12 protein-coding genes are annotated in these 14,885 nt (G+C 46.2%); all 12 read right to left on the bottom strand.

Annotation, left to right across the window (positions count from 1 at the left end):
• Positions 1-236 precede the first annotated feature (236 nt).
• Entirely contained in the window at positions 237-1,871 is a 1,635-nt protein-coding gene (ltrA, locus tag QUA43_RS13210) for a group II intron reverse transcriptase/maturase (protein ID WP_333374444.1), read from the bottom strand.
• Positions 1,872-2,493: 622 nt separating this feature from the next.
• Complete coding sequence (locus QUA43_RS30840) at positions 2,494-2,613, bottom strand: helix-turn-helix domain-containing protein (protein ID WP_445301965.1); 120 nt, start codon at positions 2,611-2,613, stop codon at positions 2,494-2,496.
• A gap of 450 nt (positions 2,614-3,063) precedes the next feature.
• Positions 3,064-3,258 carry a hypothetical protein gene (locus tag QUA43_RS13205; RefSeq protein ID WP_015211718.1) on the bottom strand — a complete coding sequence of 65 codons (195 nt, stop codon included), beginning with the start codon at positions 3,256-3,258 and terminating at the stop codon, positions 3,064-3,066.
• Positions 3,259-3,651: 393 nt separating this feature from the next.
• Positions 3,652-3,966, bottom strand: a complete 315-nt coding sequence (locus tag QUA43_RS13200) for a helix-turn-helix domain-containing protein (protein ID WP_333162539.1) — start codon at positions 3,964-3,966, stop codon at positions 3,652-3,654.
• A complete protein-coding gene (locus QUA43_RS13195; protein WP_333374443.1) occupies positions 3,938-4,285 on the bottom strand; it encodes a hypothetical protein in 348 nt (115 codons plus the stop codon). The genes QUA43_RS13200 and QUA43_RS13195 overlap by 29 nt, the downstream gene beginning before the upstream one ends.
• 157 nt (positions 4,286-4,442) lie before the next feature.
• A complete protein-coding gene (locus QUA43_RS13190; protein ID WP_333374442.1) occupies positions 4,443-5,057 on the bottom strand; it encodes a hypothetical protein in 615 nt (204 codons plus the stop codon).
• A 612-nt stretch (positions 5,058-5,669) separates the two neighbouring features.
• Positions 5,670-6,215: a tyrosine-type recombinase/integrase gene (locus QUA43_RS13185; RefSeq protein WP_015211723.1), complete on the bottom strand. Its 546-nt coding sequence runs from the start codon at positions 6,213-6,215 to the stop codon at positions 5,670-5,672.
• Between the two features lie 55 nt (positions 6,216-6,270).
• The gene (locus QUA43_RS13180) at positions 6,271-6,474 is read right to left on the bottom strand and encodes a hypothetical protein (protein ID WP_333291564.1); all 204 of its coding nucleotides are present in this window, start codon (positions 6,472-6,474) and stop codon (positions 6,271-6,273) included.
• Between the two features lie 236 nt (positions 6,475-6,710).
• The gene (locus QUA43_RS13175; protein ID WP_333374440.1) at positions 6,711-7,301 is read right to left on the bottom strand and encodes a hypothetical protein; all 591 of its coding nucleotides are present in this window, start codon (positions 7,299-7,301) and stop codon (positions 6,711-6,713) included.
• Positions 7,302-8,025: 724 nt separating this feature from the next.
• A complete protein-coding gene (locus tag QUA43_RS13170; protein ID WP_333374438.1) occupies positions 8,026-11,859 on the bottom strand; it encodes a plasmid replication protein, CyRepA1 family in 3,834 nt (1,277 codons plus the stop codon).
• Positions 11,860-12,403: 544 nt separating this feature from the next.
• Positions 12,404-13,648 (bottom strand): helix-turn-helix transcriptional regulator, encoded by a 1,245-nt coding sequence (locus QUA43_RS13165; RefSeq protein ID WP_333374437.1) that lies wholly within the window; start codon positions 13,646-13,648, stop codon positions 12,404-12,406.
• 383 nt (positions 13,649-14,031) lie between these two features.
• On the bottom strand, positions 14,032-14,364 hold the full coding sequence (locus QUA43_RS13160; protein WP_333374435.1) for a DNA primase: 333 nt from the start codon (positions 14,362-14,364) through the stop codon (positions 14,032-14,034).
• Positions 14,365-14,885: the final 521 nt, after the last annotated feature.

Here is a 14,885-nt window from a genome sequence, read left to right as displayed (position 1 = left end):
AGAGTTTGTTCTCTATCCATGTGGGCAGTTTTGGCATCACGCCATTCCTAGCGGGTAAGACTTGTCAAATTTGAGTTTGACGCACTCACACTCAACTGAAGTTACCTTTACTATCTTTTAGGGCTTGCACCCAAGGCGGCGTAAAGGCTCTAATCCCCTAACCCATACAGGCTAGTTTCATAGAAACGAACCGCACGAACCGTACATGAGACTTTCGCACTCATACGGCTCAAGCCTTACTTCAAGCGAGATTTGACTTGGATTTTGTGTATCTGTTTATGACACGAAGAGTGCAGGTGCTGAAGATTTTCCATGTCGTCTGTTCCACCTTCTGCCACAGATACTATGTGATGGGTTTCGATTTCCTCTCCGTTGAATAAGAGTTCGCCACATTCTGAACATTTCCAGTTCTGGTTTTCTGCTATTTTATATAGCTTGGAGCCTTTTTCAAAGCGAGATTTACCATGCTTCTGGTGGCGCTTTTCCCAGTATTCTTTTAGTGAGGGGTCATCGGGACTTGCGTCACCCTTGACCTTTATATGGCGTTCAATGGCTGTATATGCTATCTGGTAAAGGACAAGTTCTTTATCCTTCCCTCGGCGGTCGCTTGTGGTGCAGGCGAACATCCATTTATTGCCTTTAATGGTTTTGAAGTAGCGCTTTCTTACCCATTTAGTGCCTTTGTTGGGGTGTCTACGCTTTGCCCAACGCCAAAGGTATTGCCATACTCGGTGTGAGATATAGCCGAAGGTTTCTTTGCTTACTACACCTTTATAGTAGTTCGCAAAACCCCGGAGAATAGGATTCAGCTTTTTGATGAGGACTTCCTGTTCTGCACCATTCAGGCTCTTAACCTCTTCACCAATCCTTTTGCAGAAGGCAAGAACCTTCTTTTTGGAAGGTTTGATTAGAAGTTTTCCATCGTAGTGTCGAGAATTAAACCCTAGAAAATCAAAGCCATCTTCCATTGACGTGATTATCGTCTTCTCAGAACTGAATTCAAGACCTCGTTCAGACAACCATGCTTTAATCAGGTTTTGTGCGACTGTGAGATTTTCTTTGTCTCTAGCCGTTACGATGAAATCATCGGCGTAACGCACCACACCAAGCTTAGGATTAGTGGCTTTGATATAATGTTCTAAGCCATGCAAACCAATATTGGCTAATAGAGGTGAAATCACCCCGCCTTGTGGTGTCCCTTGTTCGGTTTGATTCAGATTCCCTTGGTATACAAAACCTGCTTTTAACCATCCTTTGATGAGTTCTCTTTTTGGGAAATTGCCCATCATGTTCAGGATAGATTCATGGGCGATGTTGTCAAAGAAGCCTTTGATATCAGCCTCCAGAACCCAGTTGTGCCATCTTGATAGCAGATTGAAACCTTGTTCTATTGCATCAAGACAGCTTCTTCCCGGGCGGAAACCATAGGAATTTTGCTCAAATATGGCTTCCCATTCGGGTTCGAGTGAGTTCTTTACTATTGTCTGTTCGATTCTGTCACGCACGGTCGGGATTCCGAGCGGTCGTTTTTTGCCGTTAGGCTTGGGTATTTCTACCCTTCGTGTTGGTTTGAGGTTTCCCCCTTCCCAATTATTTACCAGAATCACCCTTTGCTTTGGGGTATTGACGATTTCTTTGTCAATGCCAGCCGTTGCTTTACCTTGGTTGGTTTGAGTTATACGTCGAACTGACAGTAGTAGATTGGCGTAGCTACGAAGCATCAGCTTCTGCAAGCTTCTTAGCTTACGGAAGTTACCAAGCCTTCTCGCACGAAAGATTCTTTGACGCAGGTTTCTAATGGCTTTGTTAATTTTTCTCCAGTTGACCTGGTTCCAGTTCTCTAGCCTTTTCTTTAGTCCGTTTGTTGTCATTGCTGACACCATCTAACTTGTCCTCAGATTTGATTCCTTTGTGAGAGTTTCTCTCGTATAAGACCCAGAAGAAGTCTGCTTTCCTTTCGGTCAGAGGTGATGTTCCACCCTCTATCCATCCCATTACAGGCTGGCGTTTGCTTGTTCTTCCATCCTTTACCCGACAGAGTGTTCTGTCCTTGTTACCTTAGACTTACTAAGAGTATTCGACCTCTCTTAGACTCTGTGGGGCTTACCCTGTTGTGTCGTTTAGTTTTCTATCCCCCTTTAGGTGCTATCTATTCTGCGGTGGAGATGCGTGTTCACACGATTTATAGAAACCAAAACTATAAATCCTATCCACTTACCTTTTGGTCAGAGCCTGTCAGCCTGATTTGGCTCCTTTTCGTATAACGCAGTTTAAAATGATAGTTTACTTGCGTTCACCATTGGAGGATTCCCCCTTGCACGCTTACCGCTTTAGGCTAGCAGTTTCAGTTACTTTCGTGGTCTGCATTCCATCCCGTTCATTGCTTACTTGGGGCGTGACCGGACTTCAAATGAAGTCTTTTACGTGGGAGTAGCGGGTGTGAATCCGCTAGGGAAGTGGGCTTCCCATACTAAACAACCTTATCAGGTCGCGCTAGGTTAAACGAATCGCACGACACCAATTGTAGTGGCTTCTTAACATATCTACCCAGTGAGACATTTTTGAGTCTTGTGTTCGATTGGGACGCAGTTTGTAAACATAGTTTGTGACCAAGATTTAGTTACCTGTATTTGAAAAATGAACTGGTTTTATTCTAGTCTAAAAACTTACTTGATTCAAAATATTTCGCAATTCTTAATTTTTTAATAATTTAAATTTTTGCCGACCTACTTGAATTAAAGCCGTCAAGCGAAGGACGGGGTTTTCAACCCAGTTTTCTGATAACTATAACAAAACTTACGCATAACCTCTATATGTAGGGGCGCTCCCTAAGCACCTTACCGCTACCAATAGTGTATTTAAACACTTGGGGCGTAAGTCTTGTATAATTTGTTCTGTTGATTTGACTGCTACTCAATTTTTCCATAGTTAGGACTTATGCACCCATCAAAAACTCTCCCAGTTATCAGTTGGATTGATAACTAGGAGAAATTGTGGAGAAGCGGAGTTATTAATCTAATGCAGGTACTTTGACTAATTCGACTTCAAAATAAGCTTGACCCATCAATCTTGAGGCAAAACTGGCTGTTCTTGACTATCAAAAATAATCACAAATGTGCGATGTTTAACCAACCGTTGCAAAACCCGCAGATGCTCATCTGCATCGTTTCTCTTGCGAAATCGCGCCACAACAATACGCTGGCAATTAGGAAGTAAGCGAATTAAGCACCACGGGTGCAACTTCTCAAAATAGGTCATTTTAACCTCCTGATAACAGTAACAAATTGTGTTTGTGTTTGATTACCTGCCATTACCTTAATTGAAACAATATTGTCAAAGACAGGTCACGGTGATATTGACAATTGACTATATTTGTGCTGAAACCAGCTCAAATTATCTTTTGATGCTGAAAAGGCTTGATGTGTATAAAATCAAAAACAATAGTGGCGCGTCTATTTGGAAATGAGGCATTAGAAATCTCCTCAGAAACTCGCAGGGGAGAAGGGAAGAAGGGGAGAAGGGGAGAGGGGGAGAAAGAGTTTCTTTGCTCCATAACGGGTGCTGGGCCTCCGTGAAACGCTTTGAAGTTTATCAATTTGAGAAAACACGGGCAATTGTTCAATGCACTAATTTCAAGCAGACGCGCCACTACTAATGCACGCTATTATCTTCAGAAAGCCGACATAGCAAGGTTGCCAGTGCCTCTGGAATTTCCTCAAAATGTTCCAGCAGAAAGTCCATTACTGCCAAATGGCGCAAATCAACAGCAGTAGGAAATCTTCGATTTTTTCCCTTTTTAAACCAACCCCGCACTGTAGAATTAGAACGGGAACAAATAAAAGCGATTTCCTCGTAACTCACCGCCCACTTGCCATAAAACTGCTTCGGCGTCATTCCCAATTGGCATTGGCTGTAAGCTGCAATTAAATTGCGCTCTCTATCTGTCAAAGTCTGCGGCTTTTTCATCCTCAAACCCCTCCAAATCTTCCTCCCGCGCCGTATCAAACTGACACCAAGCTGCGCTCTTGGAATTAGCAGCCAGCCAAATTATGTAGCACCACATCCAACAGTACCGGCGCGGTTCGCAGTTGTAAAATTTGCCAATAACTATCCCCCAATCAGCTTCTTCGCCAACACCCGTCCAGCGCACCATCTCGCCGCACTCAAAGCGCGGCGTGTGAATTTTGGCAAAATTAGCAGGCAATTCGATTGAAGGTGGCATCCCCTTCAAATCTCTTAGCGGCAGCGCCGAAATCAAATCTCGACTTCCTTTTAAGATTGACATAAGTTCATAGCTGTGAATCGATTGCACCTGACTTTTTTTGACAGGTTTTCAGGCAAATTTATTGATAAAGAAATTGCAGCGCGATATTCCCCTAAATCAATCAACTGAAATCAATTCGATAACTTCACAAGCTAATTGAACTCGTGCTTGCCAATCTTCAGCAGTTTCCCCATCTGTGCAAAAAGTTTTGCAGTACAGAAATCGCTTTCCAGTTACCTTTATTAGCAGCTTCGACGTATCGCCGGAGCAAATCTTCAGTTACTTGTTGGTCAAGCCAATGCGCCAATTCCACTAGCTCCTGCTTTTGTTGTTGATTGTGCCCTGCCAACAACTCAAACATCCCCAACTTCTGGAACGTGGAAATGTCAAAGTTTGCCAGTTCTTCCTCAATCCTTTGCCGTTGCTGTTCAACCTCTTCTGGTGACAGAGTGGGCAGCGGCGGGTGCTGGATATTGAGAAATTTCTCTACTTCTGAGTAATCTCCGACATACATCTTTTCTTCCAAGCGATCGCACACAATTGCATGGGTGGGAAATTCATCATCGGAACCGAGGTGGTATGGTTCCAGCTCGAGGGCGAGAGCGGGATGTTCAGTAAGTGGCTTGTACACGGCATAGTAACTGAAAGTCCCTAACCCTCTACCATCAGTCCAAGTAGCTTTGCTGCCCATATAAAACATGGCGAAGTATCGGGAATCACCAACGATACCCACCATTTCTGGCAGCATGGGCGGTAGTGGTACTGGCAGTAAATTCAAGTTGTGTCCGTTCATCGCGAGATAGCCTCCCTCTTTGAATTTTGTGTGGTTAATTGAAAGGGAGCCAGTTAACTGAAATAGAAGTCAATCATAATTCTTCACAGCTAACTGGCTTTTTTGAGGGCGATCGCCCGTGATGAAGGCTTTCCTAGGTGAATGCGTTCGCTATTGTTAAGAATGGATGAAACTTAAATGAGCAGGTCACTCCCAATAGCGGCGATAGCCGCTCTTTGACCAGCCCGCTGGCTGAGTGCGATCCTCTTCTCCGGCTGTGCTAACGACGTATTTACGTCATCCTAGGTGCTCGCGATCGATCAGAAACAAGATTTATTGTCGTGAGCGGTTGAAAAAAATCAGATCGAGCGATCCTCTTCTCCGGCTGCGCTAACGTCGTCAACCAAATGGAAGGTGTTTGAGAGCCTTCTTCACCACGCTCCTACTGGGCTGCCGCTCTTTGACAAGGCCAAACCTGTCTTGAACTGACAAATTTATTTGTCAGTTCAATCTTCTGACTATCAATGAATATCCCTAGATTTTGACAAGGGCTTTTCGCCTGAATTCAAAGAAGACTTACGGGAGAGCCCTTCAACTGTTGAAACAATCTGGCGAACCAAAGTCGCGATAGCTTCACTTCAGAATCCCGAGGGCCTTGACAAGCTGTTCCGGCTGCACTTCTAAATAGCGCTGGAGGCTCGACAAATTTTTGTGACCTGATATCTCCATAATTACCCGCAGTGGCACCCCAGCATTGCTCAAATTCGTGAGTGCTGTCCGCCTCATCGAATGTGTGGAAGCTCCCTTAATTCTTACCCGCTTGCAAGCTTCTTTAAAAATCAAGTCTGCCTGAGAGCGTGTCAAAGGCTTCGTACCCTCTCGCCCCGGAAACAAAAAACCCGCATCTGGATTGTAAGCCAATAAAAACTTAGCCAACATGGGATGTAGCGGCAGCGTTCGCGTTGCTGACTTGCCCTTAGTTGTCGCTTTCCGCAGCGTCACCACACCGCCAACAATGTCCTGAGTTGTTAAAGCTAACGCCTCTGAAATACGACAGGCACAATAAAAGGTCACAGCAAACAAAAGCCTATCCCTTGCTGTAACAAAACCCCGGTCGAACAGCCTAGATATTTCGGCGGGCGTCAAAATCTTAGCACGCCCGTTGCCTTGAACCTTCACGGCGCAGCCCTCCAAAATGAAAGCTCCCTTATTATTGGACGAAAGAGTCCTTTCGTCAAGTCTGCCGAAAAGCTTTTATCGCTTGATGGGCCACTTGCGGGGCGCTGCGCCGAGGATGCCGGAGCCCGCGTCCTTTATTGCAGTTAGATTGGCTTTTATTGCTACTCAACTGACTTAAATTCTCAGGCAAATTGATAATTGGCAAGGTGGCGATCGCATCTATGAGGTCTAGGAAGGTAACAGGTTTAAGTGCCGCCATAACAGTACGCTCAAATAGAAGTGGCGCTTGTAATAATTTGATTATACTATTTTTTGATTCACTTTGCAAGTTGTTTTGCTAGTTTTGTTCCCCTTTAATATAAAATTAGGATTTTATTGGAAAATCGCTTATTCTGGTCAAAAGAACTACCCAAGCCTTCGTAAGGCTTGGGCATTGTTATAAGTTTCGGAGGGTAAACGAGTACGCTGGTTGGTTGAGAAACTTTTCGTTCGCTGCTAGGACACTGAACGCGCACTTTCACCTAGTTCGGAAGTAGCAGATGCTAGAGTATTTGCAATCACCGCTTTGGGAGCAAGCTTGAGGATGATAGGCATCACAATTAGGGGAGAATTTTCCAGCCGATTTTTGATTTTAGCCTGCAACCATTCAATAGAGGAATCAGAGCCGTTAACTTTTTGCTTGAACCCCAGTTCTGGCGCAGCAGCTTTGATGGCGCTAGCAATTTTGCGAGCTTGCCTAAGTGAAATTAGTGAAGTATTAACGGCAGGAACTGAGGTTGTGCTTGCGCCTGAATGTGCGGCCAAATCAATTGGTTTTGCTGGTTGGTTTGGTGTTTTTTTGCCTGTGGTCTGATGGCGAGTGTGATGGGATCTGGCTGGTTTCTCAATTTCAATTGTTGCTCCATTTACGGCACTGCCAATACCATCGGATGGTGTTGCGACTGTTGACACATTTACTTGGGTTCGATTGTCTGTGAGTTCTTCTTGGGCTGCTTCAGGTTTGTGCAGGAATACTGAGGCTAAGCAAAAGAGAGTGGTAAAAAGGAAAGGGGGAAATAGTACATCGTTGATAGTTTGGATAGTCATATTAACAGAAAACTCCAAATCAAAACTTTCGCGGTAAGCATTGCTAACCTTTTTTAGATTGCAACAGTTGACAACATGGTGCAGCATGGCTACACGGGCTGAAAAAACGGATAATTAACTTCAGCCTTTTGGATGATTAACTGAGGAGAAATACACCTCCTCTGATAATTAATTCAAAGGCTCCGACCTGCTGTACGAGGATCTAAGCGGTTTCAGGAAAGCGAAAAGTTGTGTTTTCTTTCTTTGCGATCGCCTCGCGCGTGACGGGCGCCAATGCGAGGGGACAGTGGCGAGTGAGCGTTCAGTCGCCACAATTAGCACTCTCTGCGGAAAGTGGTTTCAGTAGCTCGCTTTGTTTGTAGGCCGGGTGCGGGAATTGTTAGTTCAGCTGTCTTCCACTCCGCGACGGTAGGCGCGGAGATAAAAGTTAATCAAAAATTAATCCGACATTACTGTCATTTCACCCATAACTTGGCACGCTAGATGGAACCCTAAAATTGCACTAATAATGCCTGCAATGCTTAGAACTTCGTACCGCTGCTATAGAGGGAGCAAGCGCATAACTTACGTATACAAAAGCAGTAGCTTGCTGGAAGGATAAAGTGGCTACTGCTTTCGTTATGGGTGAAGTGACAATTACCGAATGAGCAACTTAAAAAGTATGTTGAGCAGCAGGCAACTCCTGAATAAATACTGAGCATCAATCGCGATCGCCATAAATAACTCATCCTGTCCCCCCTTCTGCAAGCTCTAAGCGGTGTGCGTAAGTGTTGACGAATTGCCCCGAAAACAGGGATTTCACCATTACCTGAGCCCCAGAAACAGCTCTAACGACATATTTCTGAACCTCACCGCAGAACCTCACCACCGAGCCAACTTTCAGCTCAGACGGTGCCATTTGGGGTACTTTTACCTCATAAGTGGGAATAGCATGAGTTTCGGGCTCTATCGCCTGATATGAAGCTACAATTCCCATTTCTTCAGTTGTTAATGTCTCCCCAGGTGCAGCTTCCACTCCGAACACTTGAGTAGTGTGAGTCCATTCCTCATCCAGAGGCGACACACCCTCTGATATCTCTATATTATTATCCGACCCTGTGCCAGCAGTTCCCACCTCATTATTTTGTTGAGGCAAATCCTGAGAAAACACACCCTCTGACATCCCTATATTATTATCCGACCCTGTGCCGACAGTTCCCACCTCAGTTCCCACCTGATTATTTTGTTGAGGAAAACCCAGGGGAGGCACACCCTTTGATATCCCTATATCATTATCCGACCCTGTGCCAGCAGTTCCCACCTCATTAATCTCTTGAGATAAACCAAGGGGAGGCACACCCCCTGACATCTCTATACTATTATCCGACCCTGTGCCACTACAAACCTCTCCTAAACACTCTCGTGCACCTTCCGCCGACACTGCCTCTTTATCCCGCTGCTGCCAAACCTCAAAAATCGCCTCCCTGCCATCCTGGGGAAACTCAAACTGGTAAACCCTAATGCGCTTCTGCCTACCTAAAGCATCTCGTTCCTCCGACCTTTCTTGGCGAACCCGCCGCAAAGTAAAGCCCAGCTTACCCCTTAAAATATACTGCACCACTTCCATCGGCTTAGCATCAGGATGGATACTAATACCCAGAAAATCCTTAATATCAACACTGCACTGCTTCACTTGTTCCGCAAAAGCTATCACATCCGCGTCAGTCCCCCGGTACTCCCGGTTAACATTAAACAATGACTTTATCCCCAACGCCTTCAAAGCTTCCACACTTGCCGTCAGCAAACGCAAATCTTGAGGACACACCTTTCCTTGCCCCCTTTCCAGATGCCCCGCCAAGTGATTTTTATCTCGAAATCTGACCAACTCCGGGTCATAAATTAAATAGTAATGTAAGCGAATTTGAGGCAGCCAGCCAGCATCATCCTTCAACTTAAGTTCAGGCGTGATGGGCACTCCATAAGTCTCTTGTAATTGATACTTGCGCTGCTGCTTTAGTTCATCACGAGTCTTAGCCCGTTTGTCCTTTAATTCTAAGTATTTAGAAAGAGTAATATCAGAAGCATTATTAACAGCCTGCGCTTCTAACAATTTATTCTCTTCCTTAATAGATGTCGCTTCTGCACGGATGCAAGCTGCTACCGTTTCCCGGCTATCTAACTCCGACCTTAATTTGCGGTTTTGCGACTCTAGTTCTTCCAATAAATCCCAATTTTGAGCATTGTTTGCTGCAAGCTGTCGTAACAGCAAAACTTTGAGTTCTTGTTGTAATTGATTCTCTCGACATAGCGAAACAGAATGCCCTTCAGCTTTTAAAGCTTCCCAAATTGCCTCCCTGTAGTTCCACATCCCAGCATTAATTCTCGCCCCCATTTTAGCCCAAGTTCGCAAGTGAATTGGGTCGCAAGCTTCATCAATGTCAAAATCAACGTTTTGCAACAATTTGAGATTGGTTGTGATGACTTTTTTTTGAGATTTGAGAATTGCTTGGTAACTCGAACTGCCATTGCCAATTTTGCCCACACCAAAGGGCGCAGTCCAGACAAACCAAGGCACTGTTTCATCTCGAACTCGCGCTAGTGCTTGCAAAGCGTCATTGACAGCAATTGCTCCTTTAAAAATGCCGAAAACCGCTGTAAAATGATGGCGAATGTCAATGCTAACTCCTGTGCCAATTGTGGGACTAGCGATGATGATATCATAGTTTTGTATGAGCGTATTTAGTTGGTCAATGCAACCGTAAGCGGGATGATTTGGATCTGATACTGATTCGCTATCAATCCTGAGAATTCGCTGATGAGGAAAGCGTTTTTGCAGTTGGGTTTCAAGGTTGCGACAAGACCAATTCCCTGTAACTTTTTGCGAGTCTTCTACAACCATAATGCGCGGTCGATATCGCTCTATAGGGTGATATTCAGTAGTGTTTATAGAACTACATTCAGCAGAATTTTTATAACCACATTCAGCATGGGTTATCGGACAGCATTCGGCTCGGCTTTCAAGGTCACAACAAGTGACTTCTTGAGACAGAATTTGCTCCATTTGCACATACAGCGAAGCCGGGTTAGAAGTGGCAAAAAAAGTCACATCTCGCCCTCGTTTTGGTCGCCACTCGTTAACAACAACCCAAGGCGAAATAGGGATACCTGCTATGGCTATTAAGTAGTCAATGCTGTAATCGGATAAATCGGCATCTTGGGCAACAACTAAGCCGCCACTTGTCAAGACGTTGTGGATGAGTTCTTGCAGAGTTTGCAAGATAGCGACTCGGTTTTCGCGGCAAGTTGAACTGTTTAAGGCGTGCCAGATGACTTGTTCGCACTCATCGATGATGACGATCGCACCGAACCAGTCTTCAGGATTGAATTTAGCTTGAGATAGGGGGTGGAGGCTGTCTATGCACAAGCCGTATCCGAACAGTTTACCCTCGGCTGAGTCCCTAGTTTCGTCGATGTAGTTGATTCCTAAGCTGGCACAGATAGCCCTACCCAGTTGAATCCTATGGGTAATTATCAGCACGCGGCGATCGCCCGTGTTAAGGGCTTGTGAGACTAAGTTAGTCAGGGCTTGGGTTTTGCCGGTGCCTTTGGGGGCTTTGATGCAGGCTAACCCGGACTCTGGATAGGGGAGTTTTCCCAGATAGCGAGAATTTAGCTTTAAAGAGGCGGGATAGGTTAAAAGCCATGATTCCCTAGCAAGCCAGAATTGGAAGCCTTGTGCTTCATTTTTGAGGGCGCTGAAGGCATCGGAGCCCTTCGATACCACGAAATCGTCAACGCCTTTTTCTGGCCCTGGCAGGTTGATGACTTTGACGGGGCATTTGGCGGAAGTGAAAAGGCGACCGAGTTTGCCAATTTCCCGGTTGACGTTCTGGATGGTTTGGCGTTTGCTGTCGCGGTCGAAGCAGATGTAGATTTCACGTTCCTCTGTGGCGAAGTATTGCAGTTCGGGGATGAGGTAGGGGTCGCATTTTTCGCCTTGAGGGGTTTTGGTTCTGACACCGCCGGTGACACCGGGGAGGGCGATGGCGGCGTAGCCCAGTGTGAGTAGGCATCCGGCTTTTTTTGCGCCTTCGACGATTTGGACGGGGATGTTGTTGTCCCATACCCATTGCCAGAAGCCAAGTTGTTTGTCTGAGTTGTCGATGGGGACATCGTAGCGTGCTGCGACTTTTGCCCAGATGTGGTCTGGGACTTGCAGGAAGAAGGCTCTGGTGGGGGTTTTGGGGGGGTGTTCGTATTTGACGGGTTTGATTTTGCCTTTGGGGTCAAAGGTATTTCGGGGCCTTTGGGGTTTGAAGCAGCCCCAATACATGGGCTGCCAGTTGTTGAGGGGGTCAAGGCCCGAACACCACCAACCACCGTGCTCGATGTGGCTGTAGTGCTTTCTGGCCCACCGCCATTGTGCGTCGGGGTGGACTCTGCCGGAGGCGGCGTTGATTTCGTACAGGAGGTACGGGTAGGGGGTGTCGCCTGAGAGGGTTTGGACGTTGAGGGCGATGAGGTCGGGGTCTACGCCTGAAGCCAGCCATTCGGACAGTGGGGAGATGGGCGCGTTCACAGCACACCTCCGGTGTTGGTGGAAGGTCGGGGCAGCCGGAAGCGGTTAGGCGGGGTTGAGGGGGCTTTTCGTAGGGGTAGGGGTGTTTCTCTGGTGTCAGCAAGGCTGCGGGCAATTCCCGTGCGTTTGGTTTGACGGCAATGCTTCCAGCACCTCAGATAAATTTCTCTCGTCACGTTTTATATTGGGCAGAATTTGAAATCAATCCTTAGCCTGTCTGACTGGGCTGCTGTGGTTAGTGACACTCCGTTAAACTACTCAAACTACTCAGGAGATTTTTAGGCGCTGAAAGCTATACAGGACAAAGGTTTCAAATTTACAACTTTTCCGAATACCCCCTAAACTTTTCCGAATACCCCCTAAACTTTTCCGAATACCCCCAAAGTGTTTAGGCGCTGAAACCATTGCCAGATAATAGACTCAAGCAAAAGTGCCAATTTTTTAGGTGTTTAGCGGTTTAAACACTCTGCTGCTCAAAAAGCTAAAAAGACCCCCTGAACTGGGAGTCTTTCCGCTGGATGCAAGATGCCTTTTGGTTGGCTAGTTACTCATTTAAGCCAAGGTGACGAATTATCTTGGTTTTCAGGCTGGGCTTGATGGTATGTGGATAGCAGCCGTTTTCAATCTGAGATAGCTGGGATGCTGAGATACCCAGCTCTTTTGCCATTGTTCTCAGGCTTTCTTCCATAGTTTTCCGAGCTTCTCTCACCCATTGACCAAAAGCTATGGGTTCGGTTAGGTTGGCTGCTGGCTGAGCTGACTTCTGCTTGTGGGCGGGTCTTTTGGGCGGTTGCGGTTGCTCTGGTTTTGGTTCGGGTTGTTGTGGGTGTTTGGGTAGCGCTTCTGGCTGGCGTAAAGTCCCGTTAAGTTGTAGCCAGGTTTCAAACCAGTGATTAGGCTTTTTGACTTTGCTGTTTGGATGCGCCCAGTCAGGGACATCGGGCTCGTAGTCAAAGAGGTAGGGGTATTCAAAATTTCCCAGTGTTTTTAGCCCTCGATCGAAGCTGCGCTTTAAATTCGAGGCAGTAACTCCGTTTCTCTTGGCTGTCTCTATGTCGTTCTTATACCCGATTCGCGTCAGCAGTGTTTCTATTTGATACCGACCGCTTTTGTGCTGTTGCAGGGCAAATAGGGCAAAATAAGCCAGTCTGAGAGCCATTTTTTCCTGGTAATAATCTAGTTTTAGCGCCTCGCTGGTAATGTAGCCAAATTCCCGCAAGTATTCGTGACCTGCAAATTTGTCAAACCATTTGCCAGGGCGATAAGTGATTTCAATATCGATCAAGGTGTTTTTTTCTTGATGAAACACCTCGGTAATTTGAAAAATCTCCCAGAGATTGGAGTGTTCAATAGTAAATATTTTATTGCGTATCCGCCAAGCTTTAACGGAAACTTCTAATCGTTTTAGCAGATATCCATGATAGGCTAAGGCTCTTAGTTTTTCTTCTTTAGAAAGGTATCGGGCTGGCTGGCTATTGGCGTCTCGTTCGGCTTTTGGGATGTAGTGTTTCTTTTTGTTATTCTCACCAAAGTCAGCTAGGAGTTTAGATGCTGATACTGTAATTTGCTCTCTCCCGACTTCGGGCTTGCGGAAGGCAATCATTGCCAGTGCATAGTGCAGTTTGAGGGTTTCTTCTCCGAAGTTCTGGGCGATAATTTCCTTGGCTTGATAGGCAATTTCAGCAAAGTCTGTTAGGTCGAAACGATCGCGGATTTGCAATTCAACTCGACCTTTGGAAAAATCTTTGCGACCATTCAAACTGGTTTCGCTTATTTCCCAGAAATCCATACCAGTGACTCCAGCCGTATAGATTGTATCTGTGATTGCACTACTGGGGCATTCTTCGTAGAATTTTCTTTGGCAGAGGCGGGGTTCTGTAGATGACTTATGTGACCGTTGCGATTGCTTTGGCTCCGCGTAGGAGCTGTTGCTAAGGTTATTAGAGTCTATATTAACCTCAAGGTTTTGATTATCGCAGATTTTCTTGCCAGACATGGGGGCGATCTGTCTCCACCTGTTATGGTCGGTCCATCGTGCTTGTCAGGTTGATGGGTTTGCTAATTACAAAGTTTTCTCGCATTACGAAGTAAATCGCTCTTCTGTGGGGCCGTTGCGATCGCTCACCCAGTAGCGGCGGTGGCAGGGCTGGGGGTAAATGTCAGCGATCGCTATCAACTCTCCTCCGTCTTCGCGGTTTCTGAGTTCTTTTGCTTTTGCCAGTCTTTGATTGCCCTAATGACTACGTAAGCAGCGCCGTTGGCGGCAATTGGCGTACCGGTGATCGGTCCGTAGCCTTTGGGGTAGCAGCGGTATTGAGTGCCATCGGCTTTGTCTACCGTCCAGCCGTTGGTTACGGCTTCTTTCATTTGGGCGGGAGTCAGTGGCTTTTGCTGCCAGCCCGTGCCTTGAGGGACTTTCTTGCCGTCGAGCAAGCAGAGTTGCCAGTCTTGAGGAATCCGCGACAAGCCCTGGTACAGGCGGGTGCTTAGGTCGTTGTAGTGCATTTTGGCTCCTATTCCAAAGGGTAGAGGAAGCCGAATGTTGGAGCAGCAAATGTCTTAAATACTAGAAATTCTAAGACATACCTATTGATTCAGTGCTTCTAATGGTTTAATATGGAAAAACCATCAAGGCAGCTTTAACAAGTCGGCCAGAGATGTACCATCATCAAAAGCTGGCTCTAACAAGTCGGCCAGAGATGTACCATCATCAAGAGTCGGCTCCAACAAGTCGGCCGATAGATGTGATGTACCGCCATCAAGAGTCGGTTAAGTCCGGTCGATGGAAGTACAGTCAAGAGTCTGCCCGATCTGGCAGTTAACTCTCTCGTCAGATGACAACTTCAGTAGCTCCGGTGGCTATCGCTGTCAAACAGCCGTCGGTGTTTAATGTCTGGGAAGAGTCCAGTTCAGAAAAAAATCAGAATGGGGATTCTAAGGTTGTTTTTCTGTACAACTGTATCTCTTCCACTGGTAGAATAGCCTCACTTGCGATTCCGACTAGGATTAGGGTGAGGCAAAATTTT

Origin of the sequence: Microcoleus sp. N9_B4 (assembly GCF_036701635.1) — a bacterium.
Lineage (GTDB): Bacteria > Cyanobacteriota > Cyanobacteriia > Cyanobacteriales > Microcoleaceae > Microcoleus.
Note: the sequence above shows the minus strand (reverse complement) of the source record. Positions and strands in the feature narration are given on the sequence as shown.